This window comes from Geobacillus sp. C56-T2, assembly GCF_007829715.1.
GTDB lineage: Bacteria > Bacillota > Bacilli > Bacillales > Anoxybacillaceae > Geobacillus > Geobacillus icigianus.
Window position 1 is genome coordinate 2,127,539 of record NZ_VJWB01000001.1, and the last position, 26,782, is coordinate 2,154,320.

A 26,782-nucleotide genomic window follows, 5' to 3' on the forward strand; every position below is an offset into this window, starting at 1 on the left:
CTCTCCTACTCCGCTTTCGGAACGGCGAGCTCGACCGTCGTTCCTTGCCCGACTTCACTTTCCACCGCAATTTGCCCGCCGTATTTATCGATGATTTCCTTGGCAATCGAAAGCCCAAGTCCAGCGCCGCCCTGTTCACGGCTACGCGCCTTGTCGACGCGGTAGAAGCGCAAAAAAACGTTTTTCAGCTCGTCTTTTGGAATGCCGATGCCGTGATCGCGAACAGCCACGATGACGAACGCGTCTTCTTCGCGCAAGGAAATGACGATCTTTTTCACCTGCTGAGAATATTTTACCGCATTGTCAAGCAAAATGAACAGCAATTGTTCAAAATGGTACTTTGTGATTAGAACACGCGCGAGCGGATAGGCCGGTTGGTCGATGAGAAACACAAATTCTGGATGCAGAACGCGAAAATTTTTGACGACTTGTCCAACCGCTGCCGCTGCATCGATCGGAGCAATCTCCTCAGGCACGGCAATCGCCTCGGCTCGTGATAAATCGAGCAGTTCCAAAACGAGCCGTTTCAGCCGCTCCGCCTCTTTCACCGCCGCCTGAAGCGATTCTTCCAAAATTTCCGGATTGTGCTTGCCCCATCGCTGCAGCAGCGACAGATGGCCTTGCAAAATGGCGATCGGTGTGCGCAACTCATGGGACGCGTCCTCCACAAACTGGCGCTGTACGGCGAACGACCGTTCAATTTCGTCCATCATGCGGTTGAACATATGCATCAGCTCGGTGATTTCATCGCGCGCCGGAGGCACATCAATGCGCTGTTTCAACCCGTTATCCTGGATGGCAACCATCGTTTTTGCCAGCTTTTGCAGCGGCCGGACGAACGTTTGCGCGACGAATCGACCGGCGAGCGCGCTTGCCGCCATGGCCATCACACCGATGACCGTCATAATGATAAACAACGTATCCATCGCTTGTTGAAACTTGACGAGCCGGCGGGCGATTTCAATCGTCCCGTGCAGCCGACCAGCATGAAAAGGCTGGCTTAGCAACAAAAACCGCTCATGGTTGACGAAATGCTCATCCAATTTGCGCGTGCTCGGTCTTTCGTCCGGCGTCAGCGAGACGGAAGCGCCGTTCGAAACAGAAACGATGATCGTCCCTTTCTCATCGGTCACGCGAATGAGCTGATAGCGCTCATTCAGCCTCTCGAGAAACGAACGGCTGCGGCGAATGTCCTCCCATGATAAATTACGTTTTTCGGCGTAATATGTTTCAATTTCCGCCACGGTTCGTTCCATCGTTTTTCGTTCTTCCCTCAGCATCCACTGTTTCACCATATGGTACTGCAAAAACGTAAAGAGAAAATACGTGATGAAAATGGCCGCTGCGGACAACATCGTCAGCTTGCCTTGCAACGAAAGGCGGCGGGTCATGGGCGCATCACATATCCCGCGCCGCGCACCGTCTGGATATATCGCTCTTTGTCGTGCTCATCGAGCTTTTGTCGCAAGTAGCGCACATAGACGTCAACCACGTTCGTCTCCACTTCCGCATCAAACCCCCACACTTTGTCAAGAAGCGCGTCGCGCGTCAAGACAACGTTAATGTTCTGCATAAACGCGACGAGCAGATCGTATTCCCGCTTCGTCAATTCAATAAACTCATCCCCTTTCTTCACCGTGCGCGCCTGCACATCGACGACCAAGTCTTTAAACGTTAACACTTGTGCATCCGCTTCCGGGCGAACGCGGCGAAATAAAGCACGGATGCGGGCGAGCAGCTCTTCAATGGCAAACGGTTTGACGATGTAGTCATCGGCGCCGTTGTCAAGTCCCATGACGCGGTCAAACACGCTGTCGCGCGCGGTGATCATAATAATCGGCGTTGATTTTGCCGCCCGAATGCGGCGACATACTTCCATGCCGTTCAGACGCGGCAGCATCACATCGAGCAAAATGAGATCCCACGGTTCCGACAAGGCGACATCCAATCCTTCGCGCCCGTCAGCACATACACGCACTTCGAACCCTTCGTGCGTCAAATCCAGCTCCAAAAACCGGGCGAGCCCGGCTTCATCCTCTATTAGCAAAATGCGTCCATTCACTGTTGTCGTCCTCCTTTCCATCCATGACCGTGCGCCCATTCATTTTCGTCCTCAAGATATTTCTTCTTTAACTATACACCTCGTCTTGCTTGTTCGCCAACGCACCGCGGCAACCGAGCCGAAAAAAGAGGTTGGCGGCCGTCCAGCGCGCCGCCGAATCGCGACCGCTCACGAATGACGGTCGACCAACCAGTCGATGATGGCTTGAACGATTTCCACGGCTTGATAAGACAGAAGCGAGACGGCTGTTCCGGAAAAAAACGCCGTCACCAACCAATGAATGATATGCATCGCGTCACCCTCCTTTAGGTCGCCAGCTATAGCTGACGGCACCATTTGCACGCTTATTCGATGCAAGTGTCATTATATTCCATTCGGATTAAAACAAAATGAAAAGTTCCTAAAAGGATGGTGACAAAAAAACGGCGGTTTTCTCGCCGAAAAAAACGCGGCCAGCACACTTGGCCCGATGACGAACCGCCGACAGCGGGCGCATACCATTCGCGTTCTCCTCGGTTTCGAAACGGCCCGGCAACCGTCGCCTTTTCCTTGCCTGCAACATACATTGACAATGAATCGCTTTGCCGGCCGGAGCCGTCTCGGCAGAGCCATTTTGCTTTGTTGCTGAAGGAGGGAAGCGCCATGAATCAGCCGTTTCAACCGCCGTCCGGTGGAGACGGAGAGCATCCGTTTCATCATTTGCGGCACATGATCCATCAATGGTTGGACGAACGTCCGTGGCAAAAACTGCTGGAAACGCTCGACGACTATTTCGCGCAAACGTTTGTCGAAGCGTACATCCCGATCGAAGTCAAAGAGACGAAGCGCGAATACCAAATCATCGTCCGACTGCCTGAAGCAAAACGGGAACAAATCAGCCTGCAGTGGCAGGACGATGGGCTGCAGCTGTTCATCGACCATTATGAAACGATCGAGTCCGCCGATAGCCATGGCCATGTGTACGAGCGTCGGCAGGCGCGGCGACGTGTGGCGAGGTGGATCCCGTTTCCCTACCCAGTCGCCGAACACGAAGTCAAAGCTTCGTTTCACAACGGGGCACTCGTCATTCGGCTGCCACAAAAACGAAAATATATCGACATTGAATAGGCCAAAGCTCATCTCGTCGAGTAGAAAAAGGGTGTCCCAAAACGATCGGGATACCCTCCTTTTTTCTGCGACAGTTGCTTTTCCGCTCGCGGCTGCCGCTTCCGCTGCTCGCGATCCCGGCTTGGCGTTCCTTGCCGAAACTCCCCCGCAGGCATACATACTTTTCTGGCTGACAAGCTACGCTACTAGGTAGGAGGTGCAAAACGAATGACCAAACTGCCTGATTTCAAGCAGCTGAACGATCGGGTGATCAATGAGCCGCCGAACGAACCGATGCTCGTCATCAAGACGAAGCTCGACCCGGACCGCGTCACGGAAGAAAACCCCTACGCCCAAGGCCGTTCCGAGGTCAGCCAAGCGTTCGTTTCGTTTTTTGAAGGGGGCGAGCCATGATGGAACAAACGCTCGCTTACTTGCGTGAGGTGCTGTCCAACTATTTGGACAGCCATGACGACACGCCAAAGCGCATCTATCAAAAGCTCATTACCAAGCCGTATCGGGGAGAAGGGGAATTCGTCCGCGACTTGACGCAGGAAGAAAGCGCGTTTTTGGATCGGATTTTGCGGCATGAAATCCGCTATGCGATGGACGAGCGCGATGAAAAACGCGCCTTCCATCTCAACGAAGTATACGAGCTGCTCATTTAACTTCACGAGCAACGACGTCTTCCGTCTCAACGAGTCGGCCGCGCGGGCTCCGTGCATAAGGGGAAGGACGACGGCGGCGCGTTTCGGCGTGCGGTTTGTTCGCCGAATGCGCCGCCGTTTGACAGTCTCTGGGTGAAAAGGCCGGTGACGGATCGTTCCCCCGGACTCTCCTCCCAAGAAGGTTCGTAACACCGGCTTTTTTCGTGGCGAACTCCATCGAGCTCACCGCTCTCACCGTTTTCACCCGCTAAGCGAAACAGAGGCCACGGGACGCTTGCTGACGCCACCAAAAGGGGCGTCAAAAGCGATGAAGGCGCCCGCTTTCTTTTCCACCGCTCCTTCCATACCGAAGACCGCTATGATTTATTTTTTCCACGTGCTGAGCAGCCCTTTTAACATACCGTTCACCTGATTGATCGTATTGATCATTTGCCCCATCGTGCTCATCATTTTGTTGATGTCGTATGTGCCATCGCTGTTTTTAAACTGCTCGAGGAAAGAGGGGCGCGGCGGCGGCAACAAAGGCCCAGGTTTGGGATACGATGCCGGGTGGGAAGTCGCCCCCGCTTGACCAGGCGAGAAATGGGGCCAGTGAACAGGAGCGGGCGGGAAGAATGAAGCTCCATGCGGGAACGAAGGCCCGTAGTGATGACCGCCGAAGCCGTATGGCCCATAGAAGGGCGGCGAACTTGGACGAGGATAACGGTACATCGTCGCTCTCCCCTTTTTCGTTGTTCCGTTCCCCAGCCTAAAAAGGGATGGGCTGCCACTAGTATATGTGCGAACGACCAATGGCGTGTATGGACATGTCACCTCTTGTCGGAAGTTTTAATTTTCCGAAATCGTTCGTTTTTCCTATTTTCATGGTACGATGTAAAAAAGGGGAAGGGGGAAAAGCAGCAATGAACGTGACCGAATTAAAGCATAAGTTTATCGCGGTCAAACAGAGCGAACCGACCGAGGCGAACGAACTGCTCGATTTTGCCCGCCGCCTGTATTTGCGCGGGGACATTTCGCTCGCCCAGTACCGCGATTTAGCCCGCGAGCTTGAACGAGCAGGCGCCTCCCTGCCGAACGAAGCAGAGGAATATGCCGGCCTTTGACATCCGGGGAAAAACATCTTCTGCCTCGTGGGGCGAGACGAACGATGGTCTCGCCAAGGAGAGGGAAGGCGGGGCTCGTCATCGCCGCCGAATCGGACGATGGGTGGCGAACACGAATGTTCATCAAACCGGCGGAAAAGGCTGAACGTGCGGCTGACCGTCCGATGAACGTCTCCGATCGCTTCAGCTCGCGGCACAGCACCCGTTTCCGTTCATTCACCTAACGAGGGAGCTTTTCCCTTCTTTTTTTTGCATATTTTTCGTAGCGACACCCCATCGTAATACAAAGGGGGTGCTAGCTAATGGGACGCGGCGTGCATTTCAATCATAAGCAGAAAGGCCATGATCACGAAAAACCGAAACATGGCGAACCCGCTCCATCCAAACATACCGAACGGGTCGCGTATGACATTCACACCGTCGCCACGGCGGAAAGCGGTCCTGTGTCCATCACCACCAAAAAAGATGGCTGAACGAAAAAAAGCTGTCCCCTAGCGCGAGGGGACAGCTTCTCCGCTTACACCCCATACAGTGTGGACGACAGCGGCAGCCGCCCGTCTGTTTTCTTGCCGTCAAGCCGTTGTTCAATGCCGGCGATCCGTTTCTCTAAACGCCCGATTTCTTTTTGATGTTGGCTGTATCGGTCTTCGATAACGTCATGAATCACCTTTTCCATTTTTGCATCCACTTGTTCGAGTAACGCCACCATTTCCTCGAGCTGTTTTTCGATTTCCTCTTTTTTGACGAGCCGTTCTTTCATTCCCTTTCCCCCATTCCTGGCGTGATGATATTCCTTTCGCGGCCGGGCGAACCACTCCCTTCCTCGGCGACAAAAGTAGAACGAATTCGGCAAAGAAAGAAGCAACTAGCCGCCGTTCGACAGCGATGGCTCCCCAGCGGCTTGATGGCGCCCCCGGCGGAAGCGGGGGATTTCGATGCCTGAGCCGTTCGAAAAAACAAAAAAGCGCACATTCCTCAAGCGTATGGTATAATAAAAACCATTCAAAGGAGGGGAGGCCATGACGCTGAACTATCCGAACGGAAAACCGTACCGCGATGAACGAGCAAGGTGGAAGCCCCCGTCTGTGGCGGGCTATGCCAATCGCGGCATGACGCTCGAAGACGACTTGAATGCAACGAATGAATATTACCGGGAGCACGGCATCGCCATTGTGCATAAAAAACCGACCCCGGTGCAAATCGTTCGCGTCGACTATCCGAGGCGGAGCGCGGCGGTCATTAAAGAAGCGTATTTCCGTCAAGCGTCAACGACCGACTACAACGGCGTGTACCGCGGCAAATACATCGATTTTGAAGCGAAGGAAACGCGAAATCAAACAGCGTTCCCGCTCAAAAATTTTCACGCTCACCAAATCCGTCATATGGAGCAAGTGGTCGCTCATGGCGGCATTTGTTTTGCGATTTTGCGGTTTTCCTCGCTTCAGGAGACGTATTTGCTCAATGCATCTCACCTGATCACTCGGTGGAACGAGCAACAATCCGGCGGCCGGAAATCCATTCCTAAGCGGGAGATCGAGCAGCTCGGTCACTACATCCCGCTTGGCTGTCAACCGAGAATTGATTATATTAGTGTAGTAGAACGCGTATACTTCACCCTTTCCGGTGAAAACTCGTAAGAAAGGCAGGATTTTTATGTCTGGTGAATATCGTTCTCGCGCGGAACGGAAACAGGCGACAAAGCAGAGAAAACAAAAAAAAGGAAAAGCGAAAAAAGGGGCTTCATGGATGAAAACGATCGCCATGGCCATATTATTTGTCATCGTCCTCGCCGTTGTCGGGGGCGCGGCGACGTTTGCCTATTTCATCAAAGACGCTCCCCCGCTCGATGAGGCAAAGATCAAAGACCCGCTCTCTTCGACCTTGTTTGATATGAACGGAAAGAAAGTGGCGGAACTCGGCGGCTACAAACGAACGTACGTTTCGTACAAAGAAGTGCCGAAAGTGCTGGAAAAAGCGGTTTTAGCCGCGGAAGACGCGCGCTTTTACGAACATCACGGCATTGACATCGTCCGCTTGGCCGGCGCCGCCCTCGCTAACATTAAAGAAGGATTCGGCGCTGAGGGAGGCAGTACGATCACCCAGCAAGTCGTCAAAATGACGTTTTTGTCGCCGAAAAAAACATTGGAGCGGAAAGCGCAAGAAGCATGGCTGGCGCTCCAGCTTGAGCAAAAATATTCCAAACAAGAAATTTTGGAAATGTACTTGAACAAAATTTATTATTCCGATGGCATTTACGGCGTCGCCCGTGCCGCTGAGTATTACTTCGGCAAGACGAATCTGAAAGACTTGACGCTTCCGGAAGCCGCGTTGTTAGCCGGCATGCCGCAGGCGCCCAACCGCTACAACCCGTTTGACCATCCGGAGGCGGCGAAAACGCGGCGGGACACCGTGTTGACGCTCATGGCGCGGCATGGCTTCATCAGCCAAGACGAAGCCGAAAAAGCGAAACAAGTGCCGATCCAATCGATGCTCGTCAAACAGCGGAAAAAGCAAAGCGGCGTGCCGTACGACGCCTTCATTGAAGAAGTGATCAAAGAAGTAACGGATAAAGCGAACGTCAACGTCTTTGAGGATGGGCTGAAAATTTACACGACGCTCGATCAAAACGCCCAGTCCTACGTTGAAAACCTGCTAAACTCCAATCGCTATTTCACGAATAAAAAAGATTTGCAATCGGGGATTGCCGTCATCGACACGAAAACGGGCGCGATTCGCGCGTTGGGCGGCGGCCGTCATCGCGACCAAGTCGAGTTTGGCTTCAATTATGCGATTAAACCGGTCGGCCAGCCCGGGTCGACGATTAAACCGATTTTGGACTACGGCCCGGCCATCGAATATTTAAAATGGTCGACAGCGCACATCCTCGTCGATGAGCCGTATGCGTACTCGGATGGCACGCCGATCCGCAACGCCAGCAACAGATACGCAGGCGAGGTGACGATGCGCGAGGCGCTCACGTGGTCGTATAACATCCCGGCGCTCAAAACGTTCCAAGCTGTCGGCAAAGAGCGGGCGATGGAGTTCGCCAACCGACTCGGTATGGGCTTTACCGAAGTGTATGAGCCGTTTGCGATCGGCGGCGTTTCCCATTATGTATCGCCGCTGCAAATGGCCGGCGCCTACACCGCGTTTGGCAACAACGGGATCTACACCAAACCGTACGCCGTCACCAAAATCGTCTTCCCAGACGGCACGGAAATGGATTTGCGGCCGAAACCGAAGCGAGTCATGCACGATTATACAGCCTATATGATTACCGATATGCTCAAATCGGTCATCCGCTCCGGAACGGGGCAGTCCGCTTACGTACCCGGGCTCGAGATGGCCGGGAAAACAGGGACGACCAACTACGGCGAGGATGGTCGCAAATTCGGGCTTAGCAAAGACGATGTGCCTGACAGCTGGATCATTGGCTATACGCCGAACTACACGACCGCCGTCTGGGTCGGCTTCAGCAAAAAAAGCGAAACGGCGTCCCTGACAGATCGAGAACAGCGGATTCCAAAACTGCTGCTCAAAGACATCATGTCCCATATTGATGACGGCAGCGGCAAGTTTCAACAGCCATCCAGCGTCGTGAAACTGCCGATCAAAAAAGGGACGAATCCGCCGAAGCTCGCCGGCAAATACACGCCGGAAAACGAGATTATCTACGAACTGTTCATCCGTGGTACCGAACCGACGGAAACAGCGAAAGATGAGCCTAAAGAGCTGCCGATGGTCACCGGCTTGACTGCTTCATACGACCAAGCAGCGAACACCATTTCCGTTTCGTGGTCGTATAGCGAACAGACGGACGACACGGTCTTTGAGGTGCACATGAAAGACAGCCAAGGCCATGTGCAGACCGCTGTAACGAAAGAGCTGGCCGTCTCGATTTCCAACCCGACGCCGGGCGCTTCCTACACGATCGCCGTCTATGCGAAAGAAGGCGAACGGATGAGCAAGCCAGCCATCACCTCGATTCAAATTCCTGGCGGCGAACCAAATGAAGGCACGCCGACCACGCCGGGTGATGGTTCCAACAACTCCGGAAACGGAAACAACGGGCAAGGAAACGGCCAAGGCCAAGGAAATGGCAGCAACGAAGATGAAAACAACGGAAATAACGGAACGAGCGAAAATGGCGGAAACGATGAAAACGAAGACCATTCCGACAACCCAAGCGGACAGTCGAACGGCGGAACCAACAGCGACCAGCCAAGCGGAGACACGGGGGGCAGCTCGTCACCGTCAGCGCCTTCCACACCATCAAACAAAGGATCAGGCACCACCAACGGAAGCGCTCGATAAAAAAGGATGGCGGCATTAGCCCATCACTTCCTGAACGTAGCCGGCGTCCGCCAGCTGCTTTCAGACAAACGTTGAAACAAAAAGCAAGTGGAGAGAAACGAAAGGTTTTTCTCCACTTGCTTTATTTTTTAGCGGCTTATCGGACAGCCCTTTTTCTAGCGCGGGTAAGTTATGGCTCGCGCTTTTTCATTCGTTTTTTTCCTTCCCGGCATAGCTCAAGCAGCGGACAGACCGGACATTGTGGTGCTTGCGCCTTGCAATGGTAGCGGCCGAAAAAGATCATCCGGTGGTGGGTGATGGACCACTCCTCTTTCGGGATTTTTCTCATCAGCGTCTGTTCCACTTCGAGGACCGAGTCGCTCCAGCGGCAAAAGCCGAGCCGTTTGCTGACGCGTTCCACATGTGTATCGACGGCGATGGCCGGAACGCCAAACGCGACAGAAACAACGACATTCGCCGTCTTCCGCCCCACTCCCGGCAGCTTCATCAATTCATCGCGGTCGCGCGGCACTTCGCCGTTATACTGTTCTATCAACATCGCACACAACTTTTGAATATGTTTCGCCTTGTTTCGATACAAGCCGATCGAGCGAATATCCTGCTCCAACTCCGCCAGCGGCACAGCGACGTAGTCATGCGGCGTTCGATATTTTTCAAACAGCCGTTTGGTCACTTTATTGACTAACGCATCCGTGCATTGCGCCGACAGGACAACCGCAATCAATAGCTCAAACGGATTGCGGTGCACAAGTTCGCAATGCGCATCGGGAAACATGCGCGCCATGACATCCAAACAATAACGGATTTGCTGTTTCGTCAGCACCCGTCTTCCCCCTCCTTTCGTTGCCGCGCTCGCAGACCAAACAAAAACGAGAGACAACGCCTCTCGTTTTCGGAGACCGATGATCGAAGAGCGCTGACCGCCCCCGAGTCACTGACCGTTTCCTCCCTTGTGATTTCCCCGCTCTGTCGGTCTTTCCCGTTCTTTGACGAAAGCGAGTCGGATCCCAGCCTCGTTTTTCAACGAGAACCTCCTTGCCGCATCCGCGCTTCTTTTCCCACGTTTCCTCATCGATCGAGGGGAGCCGTTGGTGTTCATCGGCCTTTTAGGAATCGAGCCAGTTGAAAAACGGGATCGTCGGTTGAAATTCCCCTGTCGCCTGCTTCGCCGGACGAGCGGACGGCTTAGGTTTGCGGAATTTTTTTCCGTAATCTTGCGCCTGTTCAATCGTCCGAATGCCGTTCTTTTTCCATTCGAATAAAATGCGATCAATGTAGCGGAAATTCAATTTTCCCGACAGCACGGCCTCGCGCAGCGCCGCCTTGATGATCGCCGGCTCGTGGCCGTCTTGATCCATCCACATCGCCAGCGTTTCGCATTCAAACGGGGAAAGGGGGCGGCCAAACTCTTGTTCAAAAACGGTGTATAAACTTTCCTCCGCCTTCTCTTCGCCAGCCTGCCCGCTGCGAACGGCTTCTGTATACAAATGGTGCACCAACTGCTCCCAGAGGGGCTCGAGCGTATATTTTTCGCTGCGAATGCCTCGCTCATCCGTCTGTTCCTCGATGGCGATCATTCCCTTTTGCAGAAGCCGCCGCACCATCTCCATGCATTCCGCCGCCGAGATCGTCATTTTTTCAGCCAGTTCAGCCGGTGTTGGAAACGAAACCCCCGCTTCGAAAAACGACTGCATGTGCAGAAGCAGGACAAGTTCCCTTTCGTCCAAGCCGAGCTGCTTGTAGCGGTCAAGCAGCAGTTTGGAAACAGCAATGCTTCCTTGCGCCAGCCATTCGGCCACTTTTTTCTTTTCCATGCCGATGCACCTCAATGATAGTATACCATGCCGGCGGCGAAAAAACCCTTTTTTGCTGAGGGATTATGGATAAAGACGATTGAGCAGCCGCGGGAACGGAATGGTTTCGCGCACATGCTCAACGCCGCAAATCCACGCGACGGTCCGTTCCAAGCCAAGGCCGAATCCGGAGTGCGGCACGGAACCGTATTTGCGCAAATCGAGATACCACGCATAAGCATCAAGCGGCAAATGATGCTCCTCGAGGCGCTTTTTGAGCAGTTCGTAATCGTGAATGCGCTCGGAGCCGCCGATGATTTCCCCGTATCCTTCCGGCGCGATCAAATCGGCGCACAACACCACTTCCGGGCGATTCGGGTCCGGCTGCATATAAAACGGCTTCAAGGATGTCGGATAATGAGTGATGAACACCGGTTTGTCAAAACTTTCAGCGATGGCCGTCTCATGCGGCGCGCCGAAATCATCGCCCCATTGGATATCGGTAAACCCTTTGTCATGCAGCAGTTGGATCGCCTCATCGTACGTCAAGCGCGGGAACGGCGGCTTCACCAATTCCAGCTTGGCCGTATCGCGCTCAAGGCGGCCGAGCTCGAGCCGGCAGCGAGCGAGCACGGACTGCACAAGGTGCGACACATACTCTTCTTGCAGCCGCAAGTTGTCCTCAAACTCATAAAACGCCATCTCGGGCTCAACCATCCAAAACTCGATCAGATGGCGGCGCGTTTTCGATTTTTCGGCGCGAAACGTCGGACCAAAGGAAAACACTTTGCCGAGCGCCATGGCGGCCGCTTCCATATAAAGCTGGCCGCTTTGCGATAAATACGCGTCTTCTTCAAAATATCTCGTATGGAACAGCTCGGTCGTTCCTTCCGGCGCGCTGCCGGTCAAAATCGGGGCATCGACCTTAACGAAGCCGCGGTCATTGAAAAATTCATACGTCGCACGGATGATCTCGTTGCGAACTTTCATGATCGCGTGCTGACGCCGCGACCGCAGCCAAAGGTGGCGATGGTCCATCAAAAATTCAACGCCGTGCTCCTTAGGCGTAATCGGGTAGTCGACCGCTTCATGAATGACTTGCAAATCGGAAACCGATAGTTCATAGCCGAACGGCGAGCGCTCATCGATGCGCACCGTGCCGGTCACATAGAGCGACGTTTCCTGCGTCAGCGCTTTTGCCCGCTGAAACACTTCTTCGGAAACATTGGCTTTTTCCACCACCGCTTGAATAAAGCCCGTTCCATCGCGCAGCTGCAAAAAAGCAATTTTTCCGCTCGAGCGCTTGTTCGCCAGCCAAGCGCCGATCGTCACTTGTTGTCCGACGTATTGATTCACTTCCGCAATCGTTGTCGTTTTCACGTATCCATTCCCTTCCTTTCCTCTTATCGCCTTGTCTGTGCGTTTGCCCTCATGATGCCGCCCCGCCGCGACAATTCGCCCCCTAGCTGAAGCGCGGAAAAAGCGGCTTTGCTTCAAGCAAAGCCGCCCTTCCATTGCCTAGCGGCCAAAGAGGCGGGCGGATCGCTGTTACGCGCGCGCTTCCATAAAGCGGCGAATGCGTTCGATGGCGGTTTCCAACGCCTCTAACGAAGTCGCATAGGAGAGGCGAACGTTGTCCGGCGCCCCAAATCCTGAACCCGGCACAAGGGCCACTTTCGCTTCTTCGAGCAGAGCGGCGACAAGGTCATCAACCGTGCGGCAGCCCGCCATCGCGGCCGCTTGGCGAGCGTTCGGGAACAAGTAAAACGCTCCTTGCGGCTTCAGGCACGTAAAGCCCGGAATTTGCACAAGTTTGTCGTAGATGATATGAAGGCGCTGTTCAAACGCTTGGCGCATTTGTTCCACCGGCTCCTGTGGGCCGCTGTAAGCAGCGATCGCCGCGTATTGGGCGATCGAGGTCGGGTTGGACGTGCTATGGCTCGCCAAATCAGTCATCGCCCGAATGATCTCTTTCGGCCCCGCCGCATAGCCGATGCGCCAGCCCGTCATCGAATGCGACTTGGACAAGCCGTTGATAATGACCGTCTGTGCCTTTAACTCCGGCGACAGTTCGGCGATCGACACATGCTTTGCCCCACCGTAAATGAGTTTTTCGTAAATTTCATCGGAGACGATCAGCACCCCATGCTCCAAGCAAATGTCGCCGAGCGCCTTTAATTCTTCGGCCGTGTAAATCATGCCGGTCGGATTGCTCGGCGAGTTGATGATGACCGCTTTCGTCCGCGGCGTGATCGCCTCTTTCAGCTGCTCCGGCGTCATCTTAAAGCCGTTTTCCTCCCGCCCCTCCACATAGACGGGAACGCCGCCCGCCAGCTTCACCTGTTCCGGATAGCTCACCCAATACGGGGTGGGGATAATGACTTCGTCGCCTTCGTCCAACAGCACTTGAAACAGCGTGTACAGCGCATGTTTCGCCCCGACGCATACGATCACTTCGGCCGGTTCATAATCGAGCCCTTGGTCGCGAGCGAACTTTTTGATAATTTCCGCTTTCAACGCTGGCAGTCCGCCCGAGGGCGTATATTTCGTATGCCCTTCGTTCATGGCCTGAATGGCGGCCTCGATGATGTGCTGCGGCGTGTTGAAATCCGGTTCGCCGGCTCCTAAGCCGATCACATCGTGCCCGGCCGCTTTCAGTTCTTTTGCTTTCGCCGTAATCGCCAGTGTTGCCGACGGCGTCAGCGCCGCTACCCGTTTTGCCAATTTCATCGCTTCTTCCCCCTCACATCGTCATCGTTGAAAGCTGTACCTTTTCAAAAAAGAGCCGTCGGTGAAGTGCAAATAGTAAAACGAGTATCTTCCCTCGTCGTCCATATAGGTCAACTCCCAAACCGGCACGCCTTTTTCCATGCCGAGCGTGGCGTCAATCACCTGCTGCGGGTGGCGATCGCGCCGCAAAATGGCGCGCGCCTCCGCCTCGCTGATGCCGCTATCTGCTCGCCGAACGACGACATCCCCGCCTCCCTTTGGCACCCACACGACGAGATCTTCCCCTCGCTTCGCGCGGCCAATGAATACGGTGTATGCTTCATCGCCATAATATGTATAGACTTTCTTGATCTCGACAAGCTCCGCCGCTTCCTTTGCCCGCTCCAAGGCGCGCGCGACCATCGCGCGCTTGGGCGCCAACGCTTCGCTATAAATGGACCACGCCTGCCACGCGAGAACGGCAAAAAAAAGCAATAGAAGCCATCCCCACTTTTTCATGGCCGATCACGTCCGGTAAATGGTAAAAACGGCTTGGCGCTTGTCGTTTTCATCCAAAGCGAGGCCGAACATCAAATTGTCGCGCTTGAGCGTCCGGTTCAGGCAATCGACGATCTTGTACAAGTCCTCGGAATGCTGAATTTTGACGGTGGCGAGCACTTCGATTTTGCTTTCCATTTTCGTCGCTTCCTCCTGTGCGGCGCAAATTTTGTTACTTATACAGACGGGCGGCTCCGGCAACAATACAAATACAGCAGCCGCAAACGTCACACCGGTTGCGCGTCTTCGCCTTTTGCAGCCAGCCGGCATGGCGGAGACGCCTGTTTGGCACCTTGTGCTTCTTCCCTATTATAGCAGGTTTGTCCGACCATTTCATAACAAATTTGCCCGCCTACACCGCCAACGCAAATTTGCCTCTTTCCCGCCCCGCCTTCGCGCGGGGCTTCTTGCTTTGCGCTCTGTTTGGCGAGTGGACGCCATCTTTAGATTGCGCCGTTTCCCTCCTCTTTATGAGAAAAAGACGGGCGAAACCGCTCTTCCTCCATCCCCCCTCCGCCGTTTTCCCAAGCTCATCATTTTTTCAAGAACGCTAAAAAGCCGCGCCGGCCTCATGCCAGCCAGTCTTCCGCCGCCTCGAGCAGCGCGGCAAGCGGCCCTTCGTGCACCGGAAGCGGCGGCAAGGAAGCCAAAAAATCGGCCCCGTAGGAAGCGGTCAGCAACCGGCGGTCAAGCACAAACACCGCCCCTTTATCGCGTTCCGTGCGAATCAGGCGGCCGAATCCTTGGCGAAAGCGAAGCACCGCCTCGGGAAGCGAGAGCCGAGCAAACGGATCGCCCCCCGCGGCGCGAATCCGTTCACTTTTTGCCGCCGCCACCGGATCCTCAGGAGAGGCAAACGGCAGACGAGCGATGACGAGGGCGGCGAGCGCCGGCCCCGGCAAATCGACCCCCTCCCAAAAACTGCTCGTTCCCAGCAACACCGCTTGATCAAATTGCAAAAATGTCCGCAAAAGTTTCGTCGGGCTGCCGCTTTGCACTCCTTGGGCGATCAGCACGAACGGCTCGTTTCCCTCCTCGGCCTTGAGCGCTTCAGCGGTCAGCTTCAGCAATTCATAGGACGGAAACAGCACAAGCATCCGCCGGCCGAGGCGGCGCGCGATCGCAACGATGGCCGCGGCTGCCGCTTCCGCGTACCGTTCCAGCGGCACGGCTGACACAAGCGGCAGATCGGTCGGCACAAAGAGCGCCGCCTGTTCCTCATAGCGAAACGGAGCTGGAAACGAGCGGCAAAGCGGATAAAATTCTTCGAGGCCGAGCCGCGCCGCCATGTAGCTGAACTGACCGCGCACCGTGAGCGTCGCCGAAGTCAATATGACGCTCCGCTTGTTCATAAACAACCGGTCCGCGAAAAAAGCGGAGAGATCGACCGGCTGCGCATAAAGACGGACGGCGTTCGCCGCCCCCTTTTCGTCCGCTTCCATCCAGCGCACGACTCCTTCCTCGGTTTCTGTCAGCAACCGAACGAGGGCGGCGATGTGCCGGCGAAGCGCGGCCATATCAGCCGAGAACGAGACGGGCAGCGCCATCGTCTCGTTCTCGGTCGCCAACAGCGGTTGGACCGCCGCTGCCAGCGCCGCTATCGCATCGCGGAGACGCCAACACAACTCGACGGCCGCCTCCCATGTTTGCCCCCGCTCATCGGCCGGGGAAAAACGATAACGGCAGCGCCCGGCTCTGGCTGGCTGTTTTGCCAGCGCGTAGCGGCGCAACAGCCGAAACAGCTCGTCCCCTTCAAACTGCAGTTCCTCAAGAAGCCGTTGGCAACGGGCAAGCGTCGCTCGCGCCTCGCAACGCTGCTCCTCTTCCCTTTGCTTCGCCATCGTTTGCGCGAGTTTCGCCGTCAGGAAGCGAAACGATACGTAGTCGACCCGCTCGCCAAAATGACGGGCCGCCGCGTCTTCCAGCCGATGCGCTTCGTCGATGACAAGATAGCGAAACGGCGGGAAAAGCGGCCGAGGAGCCGTCAAATCATGAAGCAAAAAAGCATGATTCGTGATGATGAGATCAGCCTCTTCAGCCCGTCTTTTCGCTGCGGCGAAAAAATGGTGCCGCCCCCCCTCTTCCTCTTCTCCAATGGCAAGGTCCGCTAACAGCATCCGGGCGCCGGATGGAACGTTCAACTCATCCAAATCGCCGCTCTCCGTCTCCAGCAGCCAAACGAGCAGCTGACATTTCAAAAGGACGGCATCGTATGGATCGGACGGCTCGGCTAAAAACGAAGCAAACTTCTCGATGGAGAGGTAGTTTTGTTTCCCTTTCAGCACGGCCACACGAAGCGGAAACGGCACCACTTCTCGCAGCACCGGCACATCGCGGCGGATAAGCTGCTCTTGCAGCTGGATCGTATTGGTGCTGATGACGACCCGCTCTTGCCGCTCGCCGGCGAAAAAAGCAGCTGGAATCAAGTAAGCGAGCGATTTGCCAAGCCCGGTCCCTGCCTCCATCATGGCGTGCTGAGACGTCGACAGCGCCTCATAGACGAGCCGCATCATCTCCCACTGCGCCGGACGCCGCTTGTAACCGGGAAGCGGCAACGGCGGCTCCTGTTCGGAGAAGGCGGCGAACGAAGCGGCCACAGCCCCCTTTTCTTTTTCCGGGCGCGCTAGGGCCGGCCGTTTCAGAGCGATGCCGCCATGCATGACAAATGGTTGGTCGTTCGGCGCTTCTCGCTGTTTTTCCGCGATCAGCGCATCAAGAAGCAAGTAAATGTCGCTCTTGAGGCGGCGGGCGAGGCGCCGCAGCTGTTCGAGCGTCACGAGCGGCAGGCGGCCAAGCCGCTCAAGCAAAGCGAGCAGCAGCTTGGCGGTCACTTCGGCATCGCTGTCCGCCTGATGGGGGCGATCATGGCGGAGGCCGAGCTGCCTCGCCAAGTCGCTGAGTTTGTAACTTTCCGCCGTTGGCAGCACGATGCGGGCGAGCTCCACCGTGTCAATCGTCGGGCCGGTGAACGGCGGGCGACCAGCCCGTTCCAGCTCAGCCTGCAAAAACGGCAAATCGAAATCGACGTTGTGGGCGACAAAATACGCATCATCCATCATGGCCGCGATCTCGCCCGCCTTGTCGGCAAACAGCGGCGCCCCTTCCACCGTCTCTTCGTCAATGTTTGTCAGCTGCTGGACGAACAAAGGAATCGGCTGTTCCGGGTTAAAAAAACTGGAAAACCGCTCGACGATCAAGCCGTTTTCCACAACCGCCATGCCGAGCTGAATGATCCGATCTCCCTTTTTCGGCCCATTTCCAGTCGTTTCTAGATCAATAATGACAAAGCGGGTGGCCATTTTCATCACCTCAAAACGAAAAGGGGCGGAAAGCCCCTTTATAAAATCGTATGTGCCGGCTCTTCAGCAATTAGCTGGACAATTCGGTTGTTTTCATCCATAATCGCAATTTTCGGCCGGTGTTTAGACACTTTGTCCTCGGGAACAAGCGCATACGAAATGACGATAATGACATCCCCTTTTTGCACGAGACGGGCGGCGGCGCCGTTTAGACAGAAGACGCCGCTGCCCCGCTCGCCGGGGATGATGTATGTTTCAAAACGGGCTCCATTATTATTGTTGACCACTTGCACTTTTTCATTAGCTACCATGCCGACGGCATCCAAAATATCTTCGTCGATCGTAATGCTGCCGACGTAATCCAAATTCGCTTCCGTCACGCGGGCGCGGTGAATTTTCGCGTTCATGAGCGTGCGAAACATGGGTGATCCCCCCTTACTCCTCTTGTCTTGGCGCCTTGGGCAGCTCAAGGATGAGATTGTCGATCAGCCGGGCGCTCGCAAACCGGACGGCGACGGCGATAATGACGGTGCCCTCTAACACCGCCAACGGCGCCAAGTCCGGATATGAGCATACGTCCACATAGTCGATCTCCGCGTTCGTATGGGCTTCAATCTGTTCGCGGACGAGGCGACGAATGGCGGCCGCGCTCCGTTCCCCGCCCTCAACAGCCGCCGCTGCGGCCTGGAGCGCTTGATAGAGCGCCGGCGCCTCACGCCGCTCCTGCGGGGACAAATAGACGTTGCGCGAGCTTTTTGCCAGCCCGTCGGCCTCGCGCACCGTCGGCACCGGCACGAGCTCAATCGGAAAATTGAAATCGCGAATGAGGCCGTCAACAACCGCCACTTGCTGGGCGTCTTTCATGCCAAAGTAGGCGCGGTCAGGCATGACGATGTTAAACAGCTTGATAAGCACCGTCGCCACCCCGTCGAAATGCCCGGGCCGCGACCGTCCGCACAATACATCGGTGCGCGCTTTCACGACGGCCTGCACCGTGAGCGGCCCCGGATACATTTCCCCGGCCTCTGGGTGAAAGAGCACGTCGGCTCCATGCTGTTCAGCGATGCGCCGGTCGCGGGCGAGATCGCGCGGATAACGGGCAAAATCTTCATTTGGGCCGAACTGAAGCGGGTTGACGAAAATGCTGACAACGACTACGTCATTCTCTTCCCGCGCCCGGTCGATGAGGGCGGCATGTCCTTCGTGCAAATAGCCCATCGTCGGGACGAATCCGATCGTTTTTCCTTCGCGGCGGCATCGGCGCATGAGCGCCTGCATGTCAGCAATGCGGTCGATGATGATCATGATGATGTTCCTCCGTATAACGCTACCCATTCTTCTTCCTTCATCGTAAACGTATGCGCCGGCTCCGGGAATTGGCGCAGCTTAACCTCCGCGGCGTAGTGGGCCAACGCCGCGACGATCGTTTCTTGGATGGAGGCGTACGGTTTGACAAACTTTGGCACGCGGCTGACCCCATAGCCAAGCAAGTCGTGGTAGACGAGCACTTGCCCGTCGACATCCGCCCCAGCGCCGATGCCGATGACAGGAATCGCCAGCTCGCGCGCAACCGCCGCGCCGAGCTGCTTCGGCACGCACTCCAAGACGAGGGCCATCGCTCCCGCCTGCTCGCAACGCTTGGCATCCTCGAGCAGTTTTTTGGCGCTTTCCGCGTCTTTGCCTTGCACTTTGTAGCCGCCAAGCACGCCGACGGACTGCGGCGTCAGCCCAAGATGGGCGACGACTGGAACTCCCGCTTTCGTCAAGGCGGCGATGACATCGACGACTTCATCCGCCCCCTCGACTTTGACGGCGTTCGCCCCCGACTCTTGCATGATGCGCCGTGCATTGTGCAGCGCCTCCGCTTTCGATGTGTGGTACGACATAAACGGCATGTCGGTGACGATAAACGTATTCGGCGCGCCGCGGCGGACCGCTTTCGTGTGATGAATCATGTCATCGACCGTCACTGGAATCGTCGAGTCATAGCCGAGCACGACCATGCCGAGTGAGTCGCCGACCAAAATCATGTCGACTCCCGCTTGCTCAGCGAGCTTCGCCGATGGAAAGTCATAGGCGGTCACCATGACAATCGGCTCGCTCTCCTGTTTCATGCGCAAGAAATCGGCTTTCGTTTTCACGTTCGTTCCCTCCTCTTTTCGCTGCAGAGGAGATGAACCGCCCGAAAGAAAGCGCCCTTCTTTCCGCCTTGAGAAAGAAGGACGCTGCTCAACCGCCGTCGGCCCCGTTCATCCCTCTGTCCCAGTCCTTCCTGCAAGGATCAAGGCAGATCTTTTCGTTGCTTCTTTTTTCATTCACGTCGCCATATCCGGTGCAGTTCTTTTCGACAAAGATACTGCCCTTTTCCTCACTTTGCATTTTAACAAAATTGTCACAATTTTTCTAGTGGCAATTACAGTTGAATGTCGGCTGAATGAATGTAATGAATCGTGTTTTGCTCATCTTCCAAGATGAGCAGCCCATCATCGGTAATGCCGCGGGCGATGCCGCGCATCACCCCGCCCAACGTCCGGGCTGTCACCGGCTTGCCGATCGAAACGGCATATCCTTCCCAAAGAAGCTTGATCGGTCGGAACCCGTGCGTCAAGTATTGGCGGTACAAGCGTTCCAGCCGGAACAAAATGTCTTGGATGAGCCGCGCCCGTTTGATGGGCTTCCCCTTTTCGATGGCGAGCGAGGTGGCGATGGCGCGGATGTCCTCGGGAAATTGCTCGCTCGTCTGATTGACGTTGATGCCGATGCCGATGATCACCGAATGGACGCGATCCGGATCGGCCTGCAGCTCGGTTAAAATACCGACGCATTTTTTACCGCCAAGCAAAATGTCGTTTGGCCATTTAATGTCCGGGACGAGGCCGGTCACTTCTTGAATGGCCTGACTGATGGCGACAGCCGCAAGCAAGGTCAGCTGCGGCGCCTGTTGCGGCGGGATGGGCGGGCGCAAAATCAGGCTCATCCAAATGCCCGTTCCTTTTGGCGAAAACCATTTCCGGTCGAGGCGCCCGCGTCCGGCTTTTTGTTCCTCAGCAACGACGAGCGTCCCTTCCGGCGCTCCTTCGTGAGCCAGCTTGGCCGCCACCCGCTGGGTCGAATCCACATCCTCGAAGGAATAAATCACTTGGCCAAACGTCTCCGTTTTTAAGCCGAGTTGGATTTCGTTCGCCGTCACTTTGTCCGGAGTGCTAACGATCCGGTAGCCGAGGCGGCGCACCGCTTCGAGCTCAAATCCTTCCTTGCGCAGCTCCTCGATATGCTTCCACACCGCCGCGCGCGAGCAGCCGAGCCGTTCGCTAATTTTTTGCCCGGATAAAAACTCGCCGTTTGCCTCGGCAAACAGTTCTAACAGCCGTTTCCTTGTGTCCGATTGCGCTCCGTGAGCCATGCGTGAATCCGCTCCTTCTCGTTTTCAACTTCGCCGTTGACGACCGCCCGCCATATGGCGTAAAGCGTCTCTTTCACCCACGGGCCGGCCGGCTTTCCGATCCACTGAATGACCTCTTTGCCGCTCACCGCGAGTTCCGCTTTCGTTTTGATGGGCAAAGCGGCAAAGCGGCGGCGCAGCTCATCATGCGATGAATCGGGCGGTGTGCCGGTGTAGGCGGCGCGCACTGTCTCAACGGAAAGCGCGCGCTTGAGGCCAGCCAAAAACAGCCGCTCATTCGTCCATTCGTCTGAATGGGGAACGGCCTCGAGCGCCGACAAGATCGCGCCGGTTTCGTCCACCACTTTGTTCGGCAGCTTCCATGCCCGCAAAAACGGCCGGCTTTCCGTGATGCCAAGCGCTCGGCACAACAGCGCCCACCGCTCTTCGCGCGCTGTGAGCCATCCCCAGCGGCACGCCGCCGCCCGGCGCACTCCCTCCTCTTTTCCAACGAGACCTGGCAAATACGCGCACAATCCGGTTTCCGCCAACAGCGACAACGCTTCGCCGGCAAACGGGCCGGCGAGCAGTTTTTCCATCTCCATGGTCATCCGCTCCACGGAAATATGGGCAAGAAGCGGGGCATTGTCTATGACCGCCTGCTTCGTTTCCGGCGCGAGGGAAAAACCGAGCTGGCTGACAAATCGAATCGCTCGCATCATGCGGAGCGCATCTTCGCGAAACCGCTCTTCGGCCTTTCCCACCGTGCGAATGAGCCGCCGCGCAATCGCCTCCCGGCCAGCAAACGGATCGATAACGGTCCCGTTTTCGTCCATGGCGATGGCGTTCATCGTAAAGTCGCGCCGCTTTAAATCTTCTTCCAGCGAACGGACGAACGTCACCGATTCGGGGCGGCGGTAATCTTCGTAATCCCCGTCCGTGCGAAATGTCGTCACTTCATACGCTGTTCCTTCATGGACGACGACGACCGTACCATGCTTGGAGCCGACATCGATCGTTTTCGGAAATATGGCCATCACTTCTTCAGGACGGGCGCTCGTCGCAATGTCGACATCGCCGATCGGGCGCCCGATCAAGAGGTCGCGCACGGCGCCGCCGACGAAATACGCTTCATAGCCATGTTGCTTCAGCTGTCGGATAATGCCAAGCGCCTGCCGGAACGGCGGTTTCATCGTCTCACCTTCCTTGCTGCCAGCGAAGCGTACAGCTGCTCATACTGCCCGACGATATCGGACGAACGGAATTTGCGCTCGACGGCCTGCACCGCCCGCTTCGCCATCTCGGCGTGCAGGCGGCGGTCGGTCAGCAGCGCCAGCGCCTTCCTCGCCGCCTCTTTTACATCGCCAAGCGGGCATAAAAATCCGCTTTGGCCGTCATCGATCACTTCCGGAATGCCGCCAATCGCCGTGCCGATGCACGGGACGCCGCACGCCATCGCCTCGAGCAGAACGAGGCCAAAGCTTTCTTTTTCCGACAGCAGCATCATCACATCGCTGATTGAATACAGCTCGTCCAGCTTGTCTTGTTTGCCTAAAAAACGGACTTCATTCTGTAAGCCCAGCTCTTTGACAAGCCGGCAGACGACGGTCATTTCCGGCCCATCGCCGACAAGCAAAAGCTTGGCCGGCACGTGACGGCGAATGATGGCAAAGGCGCGCACCACATCGGGGACGCGCTTCACTTTGCGGAAATTGGAGACGTGAATCACGACGCGCTCCTGCTCGCCGATGCCGTATTCGCGCCGCAAATGGCCGGCTTCCCGGCGCTGGTAGACACGCTCGTCGACAAAATTGTACACCGTTTGGATCGGTTTTTGCACATCGAGCAGTTCGTACGTTTGGCGAACGAGAGCGTTTGATACAGCCGTGACCACATCGGACTGCTCAATGCCAAACTTGATCATATCAGAAAGCGACGGGTCATAGCCGAGCACCGTGATATCCGTGCCGTGCAATGTCGTCACAATCGGCAATTCGCCCACCATTTGCCGCGCCAGCACGGCACAGACCGCATGCGGCACGGCGTAATGGGCATGAAGCACATCGAGCCGTTCCCGCTTCGCCACCTCGGCGATTTTGCTGGCCAACGCCAAATCGTACGGCGGATATTGAAAAACGGAATATTGGTTGACACTCACTTCATGGTAATAAATATTCCCGTATACTTTGCTGAGCCGAAACGGCATGCTCGATGAAATAAAATGGATCTCATGCCCACGCTCTGCCAGCAGCTTGCCAAGCTCGGTGGCGACGACCCCCGAGCCTCCGACCGTCGGATAACAGACAATTCCGATTTTCAGCTTCATCGCGCTCCCTCGAATAAGTCGAAAAGATGAATCGGTGCTTTGGACAAAAACCCTTCGGCATATGCCGCTCCGATTTGCTGACCAAACCAGCGCTCGCGGCTTTCGATCATCTCGATGTAGTGGTTGGTCAGCGGGGTGTCGACCGATCCGGGCCGCTTTTCAAACTGGCTTCCGTAGGCGCGCAAACAGGCCCGCTTGTCGTCGATCGCCTCGCTAATATCGATGAGAAAGTGCGGGCGGCAAAAGGCATTGATCATATAGTAGTACACCGCGCGGACGCGGTGCGCCTCTCCCAGCTCGCCTGCGCCATAGCGGCGGATGCCGGCGGAAAAGACCGCCTCCTCAACGAGGCGGGCGCATCGCCCATGATCGGGATGGCGATCCTCCCAATACGGAGCGAATACGAGCTGCGGCCGATAACGGCGAATGACGGCGACTAGGCGACGAATCGCCTCCTCATCATCGACATCAAGACCGCGGTCGGGCAGCCCGAGATTGAGCCGTTCCGCTACGCCAAGCCGGCGCGCCGCTTCAGCCGCCTCGTTCTGCCGCTCGTCAACCGTGCCGTTTGATGACAGCTCGGCCTTCGTTAAATCGCAAATCACCGCGCGGTATCCGCGCCGCACATATTTGGCGATCGTCCCGCCCATGCCGATTTCAACATCATCGGGATGGGCGCCAAACGCCAATAGATCACATGTTTCCACCATTGCGGTCACCTTTCTGTTTCCGGTTCCTCCCCACTTTTCGCCCGGCCGCGGACGATGTTGCGCCATGCCAAATCGCCGCGCTCCAGCGCGCGAATGAGCAGCTCGGCCGTCCCGATGTTCGTCGCCAGCGGCACGGCGTAGACATCGCAAAGCCGCATCAGCGCGCTAATATCCGGTTCGTGCGGCTGGGCGGTGAGCGGATCTCGGAAAAAAATAACAATGTCCATTTCATTGCGGGCGATCATCGCCCCGATTTCTTGATCGCCACCGTATGGCCCGGATTGGAAACGGTGAACCGAAAGACCGGTCGCCTCTTGAATGCGCAAGCCGGTCGTGCCGGTGGCGTACAGTTCGTGGTTCGCCAAAATCGGTGCATAGGCGGTCACAAACGCGACCATCTCCGCCTTTTTTTGGTCGTGAGCAATCAACGCGATTTTCATCTTGTCCTCTCCCCCGTTGGCGCTGTCCGCGCTAGTCTAAAATCTGTTCGAGCCCGTAGACGAGCGTATGTAAATGCATGACCGTTTCCACCGCCAGTTTCACTCCCGACATGAACGAACGGCGGTCGAATGAATCATGGCGGATCGTCAACGTCTGTCCGTCGCCGCCGAACATCACTTCCTGATGCGCCACAAGCCCCGGCAGGCGGACGCTGTGAATCGGAATGCCGGCGTACGCGGCGCCGCGCGCACCGGCGAGCGTTTCCTTTTCATCCGGATGGCCTTGTTTTTTCTCCGGGCGCACTTCGGCGATGAGCTGCGCGGTTTTCAGCGCTGTTCCCGATGGGGCGTCAAGCTTTTGGTCGTGATGCAGCTCGATAATTTCCACATCGGTGAAATATTTGGCCGCCATGCGGGCGAACTTCATCATCAGCACCGCGCCAACAGCGAAGTTCGGGGCGATGATGGCACCGAGCTCTTTTTCCTCAGCCAATTCGGTCAGCCGCTCGATCTCGTCCGGCGTAAATCCGGTCGTGCCGACGACCGGGCGAACGCCGTGGCGCAGCGCCAGCTCGGCATGCCGCTTTCCGGCTTCCGGCGTGGTCAAATCGATCAAGACATCCGGCTTCACTTCGGCAAAACAGCGAGCCGCATCAGTGTAAATCGGGGCGTCGACACCGGCAAATCCGTCGATCTCCGCTAAATTTTGTCCGTCGTAACGACGGTCGATGACCGCGGCCAGTTCAAAATGGTCCGTTCTTTGCACAAGCGCCACCGCTTCACGGCCCATGCGGCCGCGCGGCCCGGCGATGACGATGCGAATCATTTCGCTTCCTCCTTCCGCGTCCAACGGTCACGGTCGCGGGTGCGGAACTTGTCCATCACCCGGTCGTGCGCCGCTTGCAAATCAATGCCGAGCGAATTGGCAAAGCAAATGAGCACAAACAGCAAATCGCCCAGCTCTTCTTCGATTGTTTTTTCTTGTTCGGTCGCCTTTTTCGGTTTTTCCCCGTAGTAATGGTTCACCTCTCGCGCCAGTTCGCCGAGCTCTTCGGTCAGCCGCGCGAGCATGGCGAGCGGACGAAAATAGCCTTCCTGAAATTGGCTAATGTACTCGTCCACTTCTTGTTGCATCTGTTTCATCGTTTTCTCTTGCATCGCTCTCACCTCGTCTGCTTTCATGTTAGCGAAAAGCGGCGCATTTGACAAATGTTTTCGCCCGCTGTCCATTTCGTCCGTTTTCGCTCATCATTGCCTAGATGGACGAGTTCCTCTATAATTAAGGGCGCCGACTATTTTTGCGGACGGAGGGACGTTATGATTTTTGGACTCAAGATCAAAAACTGCGTATTTATTTTGCTTGGCGCCGCCATTTTCGCCTTCGGGCTCGTCCATTTCAACATGCAAAACAATTTGGCGGAAGGCGGATTTACCGGTATTACGCTTCTTCTTTATTTTTCGTCCGGTTTGGATCCGGCCGTCACCAACTTGGCGCTCAACATCCCGGTCTTTTTCATCGGCTGGAAACTGCTCGGCCGTCAGACGTTTCTCTATACGATCATCGGCACGGTCGCCGTTTCTGTATTTTTGTCCATCTTTCAACGCTACATGATTCATATGCCGCTTCGCCATGATTTGACGCTCGCCGCCTTGTTCGCCGGCGTGTTCATCGGCGTCGGCCTCGGCATCATTTTTCGCTACGGCGGCACCACTGGGGGAGTGGATATCATCGCCCGCTTAGTCTATAAGTACAAAGGCATCAGCATGGGCAAAACGATGTTCGCCTTTGACGCCACGGTCATCGCTTTGTCCCTTCTTTACTTATCATACCGGGAAGCGATGTATACGCTGGTCGCCGTCTTCATCGCCGCCCGGGTCATCGATTTTATCCAAGAAGGCGGGTACGCCGCGAAAGGAGCGACGATCATCTCCGACAAAAGCGAAGAGATCGCCAACCGGATTTTGACGGAGATGGAGCGCGGCGTCACCGTGCTCAAAGGGCGCGGCTCGTACACGAAGCGCGACCGTGACGTTTTGTATTGCGTCGTCGCCAAAAACGAGCTGCCGCGCTTGAAAAACGTCATTATGTCCGTCGACCCACACGCGTTTGTCGCCGTCACCGACGTGCATGACGTGCTCGGCGAAGGGTTTACGCTCGACGAGCAAAAACGGCCGCTCGAGCCATGAACGAATCGGCCCTGTTCCCTTGATCAGCCATGCGGAAGGGGCCTTCCCCGGCCGGCAAACCGGGTTCGCCGCGCCGAGCGAAAGCGGCGAACCCGCTGCGCCCCTCATAAAAAAGGAGGGGCACCATGGAAGGACTTGCCGACAG

At 56.1% G+C, this 26,782-nt stretch carries 30 protein-coding genes; 8 read left to right on the forward strand and 22 right to left on the reverse strand.

Translation table 11 applies throughout. The features are described 5' to 3' along the window. Nucleotides 1–5 precede the first annotated feature (5 nt). From GC56T2_RS10535 to GC56T2_RS18150, 3 genes are all read right to left on the reverse strand, one after another. Entirely contained in the window at nucleotides 6–1,391 is a 1,386-nt protein-coding gene (locus GC56T2_RS10535; RefSeq protein WP_144975023.1) for a HAMP domain-containing sensor histidine kinase, read from the reverse strand. Then, complete coding sequence (locus tag GC56T2_RS10540) at nucleotides 1,388–2,062, reverse strand: response regulator transcription factor (protein WP_144975025.1); 675 nt, start codon at nucleotides 2,060–2,062, stop codon at nucleotides 1,388–1,390. Before GC56T2_RS10540 ends, GC56T2_RS10535 begins: the two co-directional genes overlap by 4 nt. Nucleotides 2,063–2,230: 168 nt before the next feature. Beyond that, nucleotides 2,231–2,353, reverse strand: coding sequence for a hypothetical protein (locus tag GC56T2_RS18150; protein WP_255358719.1), 123 nt, complete (start codon nucleotides 2,351–2,353; stop codon nucleotides 2,231–2,233). Nucleotides 2,354–2,704: 351 nt separating this feature from the next. On the opposite strand from GC56T2_RS18150, the gene GC56T2_RS10545 reads away from it, so the two are divergent. The 3 genes from GC56T2_RS10545 (at nucleotide 2,705) to GC56T2_RS10555 (ending at nucleotide 3,816) form a co-directional block, all read left to right on the forward strand. Next, nucleotides 2,705–3,169 (forward strand): Hsp20/alpha crystallin family protein, encoded by a 465-nt coding sequence (locus GC56T2_RS10545; RefSeq protein ID WP_144975027.1) that lies wholly within the window; start codon nucleotides 2,705–2,707, stop codon nucleotides 3,167–3,169. A gap of 207 nt (nucleotides 3,170–3,376) precedes the next feature. Next, on the forward strand, nucleotides 3,377–3,562 hold the full coding sequence (locus tag GC56T2_RS10550) for a hypothetical protein (RefSeq protein WP_033021700.1): 186 nt from the start codon (nucleotides 3,377–3,379) through the stop codon (nucleotides 3,560–3,562). Then, nucleotides 3,562–3,816 (forward strand): sigma-G-dependent sporulation-specific acid-soluble spore protein CsgA, encoded by a 255-nt coding sequence (locus GC56T2_RS10555; RefSeq protein WP_144977254.1) that lies wholly within the window; start codon nucleotides 3,562–3,564, stop codon nucleotides 3,814–3,816. Before GC56T2_RS10550 ends, GC56T2_RS10555 begins: the two co-directional genes overlap by 1 nt. A gap of 363 nt (nucleotides 3,817–4,179) precedes the next feature. Here the strand turns inward: GC56T2_RS10555 and GC56T2_RS10560 are convergent, their stop codons facing one another. Next, a complete protein-coding gene (locus tag GC56T2_RS10560; RefSeq protein WP_144975029.1) occupies nucleotides 4,180–4,527 on the reverse strand; it encodes a YppG family protein in 348 nt (115 codons plus the stop codon). 191 nt (nucleotides 4,528–4,718) lie between these two features. Between GC56T2_RS10560 and GC56T2_RS10565 the strand changes: the two genes are divergently transcribed. After that, nucleotides 4,719–4,919, forward strand: a complete 201-nt coding sequence (locus GC56T2_RS10565) for a YppF family protein (protein WP_144975031.1) — start codon at nucleotides 4,719–4,721, stop codon at nucleotides 4,917–4,919. Nucleotides 4,920–5,221: 302 nt separating this feature from the next. Continuing rightward, nucleotides 5,222–5,392 (forward strand): hypothetical protein, encoded by a 171-nt coding sequence (locus GC56T2_RS17820; RefSeq protein WP_172706135.1) that lies wholly within the window; start codon nucleotides 5,222–5,224, stop codon nucleotides 5,390–5,392. Nucleotides 5,393–5,436: 44 nt separating this feature from the next. On the opposite strand, the gene GC56T2_RS10570 is transcribed toward GC56T2_RS17820, so the two are convergent. Next, a complete protein-coding gene (locus GC56T2_RS10570; RefSeq protein ID WP_033021683.1) occupies nucleotides 5,437–5,679 on the reverse strand; it encodes a hypothetical protein in 243 nt (80 codons plus the stop codon). Between the two features lie 259 nt (nucleotides 5,680–5,938). On the opposite strand from GC56T2_RS10570, the gene recU reads away from it, so the two are divergent. Continuing rightward, the gene (gene recU / locus GC56T2_RS10575) at nucleotides 5,939–6,556 is read left to right on the forward strand and encodes a Holliday junction resolvase RecU (protein WP_144975033.1); all 618 of its coding nucleotides are present in this window, start codon (nucleotides 5,939–5,941) and stop codon (nucleotides 6,554–6,556) included. A 16-nt stretch (nucleotides 6,557–6,572) separates the two neighbouring features. After that, on the forward strand, nucleotides 6,573–9,233 hold the full coding sequence (locus GC56T2_RS10580; protein WP_144975035.1) for a penicillin-binding protein 1A: 2,661 nt from the start codon (nucleotides 6,573–6,575) through the stop codon (nucleotides 9,231–9,233). A gap of 169 nt (nucleotides 9,234–9,402) precedes the next feature. On the opposite strand, the gene nth is transcribed toward GC56T2_RS10580, so the two are convergent. The 17 genes from nth to GC56T2_RS10665 form a co-directional block, all read right to left on the reverse strand. After that, nucleotides 9,403–10,056 carry an endonuclease III gene (gene nth / locus GC56T2_RS10585; RefSeq protein ID WP_144975037.1) on the reverse strand — a complete coding sequence of 218 codons (654 nt, stop codon included), beginning with the start codon at nucleotides 10,054–10,056 and terminating at the stop codon, nucleotides 9,403–9,405. 283 nt (nucleotides 10,057–10,339) lie between these two features. Then, the gene (locus GC56T2_RS10590) at nucleotides 10,340–11,047 is read right to left on the reverse strand and encodes a DnaD domain-containing protein (RefSeq protein WP_144975039.1); all 708 of its coding nucleotides are present in this window, start codon (nucleotides 11,045–11,047) and stop codon (nucleotides 10,340–10,342) included. 63 nt (nucleotides 11,048–11,110) lie between these two features. Continuing rightward, nucleotides 11,111–12,406 carry an asparagine--tRNA ligase gene (gene asnS, locus GC56T2_RS10595; protein WP_144975041.1) on the reverse strand — a complete coding sequence of 432 codons (1,296 nt, stop codon included), beginning with the start codon at nucleotides 12,404–12,406 and terminating at the stop codon, nucleotides 11,111–11,113. Nucleotides 12,407–12,574: 168 nt separating this feature from the next. Beyond that, nucleotides 12,575–13,756 carry a pyridoxal phosphate-dependent aminotransferase gene (locus tag GC56T2_RS10600; RefSeq protein ID WP_033019577.1) on the reverse strand — a complete coding sequence of 394 codons (1,182 nt, stop codon included), beginning with the start codon at nucleotides 13,754–13,756 and terminating at the stop codon, nucleotides 12,575–12,577. Nucleotides 13,757–13,777: 21 nt separating this feature from the next. Next, nucleotides 13,778–14,254: a cell wall elongation regulator TseB-like domain-containing protein gene (locus GC56T2_RS10605; protein WP_144975043.1), complete on the reverse strand. Its 477-nt coding sequence runs from the start codon at nucleotides 14,252–14,254 to the stop codon at nucleotides 13,778–13,780. Between the two features lie 6 nt (nucleotides 14,255–14,260). Further along, nucleotides 14,261–14,431, reverse strand: a complete 171-nt coding sequence (locus GC56T2_RS10610) for a YpmA family protein (RefSeq protein WP_081897228.1) — start codon at nucleotides 14,429–14,431, stop codon at nucleotides 14,261–14,263. 431 nt (nucleotides 14,432–14,862) lie between these two features. Continuing rightward, complete coding sequence (dinG, locus tag GC56T2_RS10615) at nucleotides 14,863–17,592, reverse strand: ATP-dependent DNA helicase DinG (protein WP_144975045.1); 2,730 nt, start codon at nucleotides 17,590–17,592, stop codon at nucleotides 14,863–14,865. Nucleotides 17,593–17,630: 38 nt separating this feature from the next. Continuing rightward, nucleotides 17,631–18,014: an aspartate 1-decarboxylase gene (panD, locus tag GC56T2_RS10620; RefSeq protein WP_033019574.1), complete on the reverse strand. Its 384-nt coding sequence runs from the start codon at nucleotides 18,012–18,014 to the stop codon at nucleotides 17,631–17,633. A gap of 13 nt (nucleotides 18,015–18,027) precedes the next feature. Continuing rightward, nucleotides 18,028–18,897 carry a pantoate--beta-alanine ligase gene (panC, locus tag GC56T2_RS10625; RefSeq protein ID WP_144975047.1) on the reverse strand — a complete coding sequence of 290 codons (870 nt, stop codon included), beginning with the start codon at nucleotides 18,895–18,897 and terminating at the stop codon, nucleotides 18,028–18,030. Then, on the reverse strand, nucleotides 18,894–19,733 hold the full coding sequence (gene panB / locus GC56T2_RS10630) for a 3-methyl-2-oxobutanoate hydroxymethyltransferase (protein ID WP_144975049.1): 840 nt from the start codon (nucleotides 19,731–19,733) through the stop codon (nucleotides 18,894–18,896). The genes panC and panB overlap by 4 nt, the downstream gene beginning before the upstream one ends. Nucleotides 19,734–20,005: 272 nt before the next feature. Further along, nucleotides 20,006–20,995, reverse strand: a complete 990-nt coding sequence (locus GC56T2_RS10635; protein ID WP_033019571.1) for a bifunctional biotin--[acetyl-CoA-carboxylase] synthetase/biotin operon repressor — start codon at nucleotides 20,993–20,995, stop codon at nucleotides 20,006–20,008. After that, nucleotides 20,953–22,167 (reverse strand): CCA tRNA nucleotidyltransferase, encoded by a 1,215-nt coding sequence (locus GC56T2_RS10640; protein WP_144975051.1) that lies wholly within the window; start codon nucleotides 22,165–22,167, stop codon nucleotides 20,953–20,955. The genes GC56T2_RS10635 and GC56T2_RS10640 overlap by 43 nt, the downstream gene beginning before the upstream one ends. Beyond that, the gene (bshA, locus tag GC56T2_RS10645; RefSeq protein ID WP_144975053.1) at nucleotides 22,164–23,300 is read right to left on the reverse strand and encodes an N-acetyl-alpha-D-glucosaminyl L-malate synthase BshA; all 1,137 of its coding nucleotides are present in this window, start codon (nucleotides 23,298–23,300) and stop codon (nucleotides 22,164–22,166) included. The genes GC56T2_RS10640 and bshA overlap by 4 nt, the downstream gene beginning before the upstream one ends. After that, complete coding sequence (gene bshB1 / locus GC56T2_RS10650; RefSeq protein WP_033019563.1) at nucleotides 23,297–24,010, reverse strand: bacillithiol biosynthesis deacetylase BshB1; 714 nt, start codon at nucleotides 24,008–24,010, stop codon at nucleotides 23,297–23,299. The genes bshA and bshB1 overlap by 4 nt, the downstream gene beginning before the upstream one ends. Nucleotides 24,011–24,015: 5 nt before the next feature. Next, nucleotides 24,016–24,450, reverse strand: coding sequence for a methylglyoxal synthase (mgsA, locus tag GC56T2_RS10655; protein ID WP_033019560.1), 435 nt, complete (start codon nucleotides 24,448–24,450; stop codon nucleotides 24,016–24,018). Nucleotides 24,451–24,481: 31 nt separating this feature from the next. Further along, nucleotides 24,482–25,276: a 4-hydroxy-tetrahydrodipicolinate reductase gene (dapB, locus tag GC56T2_RS10660; RefSeq protein ID WP_033844063.1), complete on the reverse strand. Its 795-nt coding sequence runs from the start codon at nucleotides 25,274–25,276 to the stop codon at nucleotides 24,482–24,484. Continuing rightward, the gene (locus tag GC56T2_RS10665) at nucleotides 25,273–25,608 is read right to left on the reverse strand and encodes a nucleotide pyrophosphohydrolase (protein WP_144975055.1); all 336 of its coding nucleotides are present in this window, start codon (nucleotides 25,606–25,608) and stop codon (nucleotides 25,273–25,275) included. The genes dapB and GC56T2_RS10665 overlap by 4 nt, the downstream gene beginning before the upstream one ends. Nucleotides 25,609–25,767: 159 nt before the next feature. On the opposite strand from GC56T2_RS10665, the gene GC56T2_RS10670 reads away from it, so the two are divergent. Continuing rightward, nucleotides 25,768–26,637 (forward strand): YitT family protein, encoded by an 870-nt coding sequence (locus tag GC56T2_RS10670; RefSeq protein WP_144975057.1) that lies wholly within the window; start codon nucleotides 25,768–25,770, stop codon nucleotides 26,635–26,637. Nucleotides 26,638–26,782 lie beyond the last annotated feature (145 nt).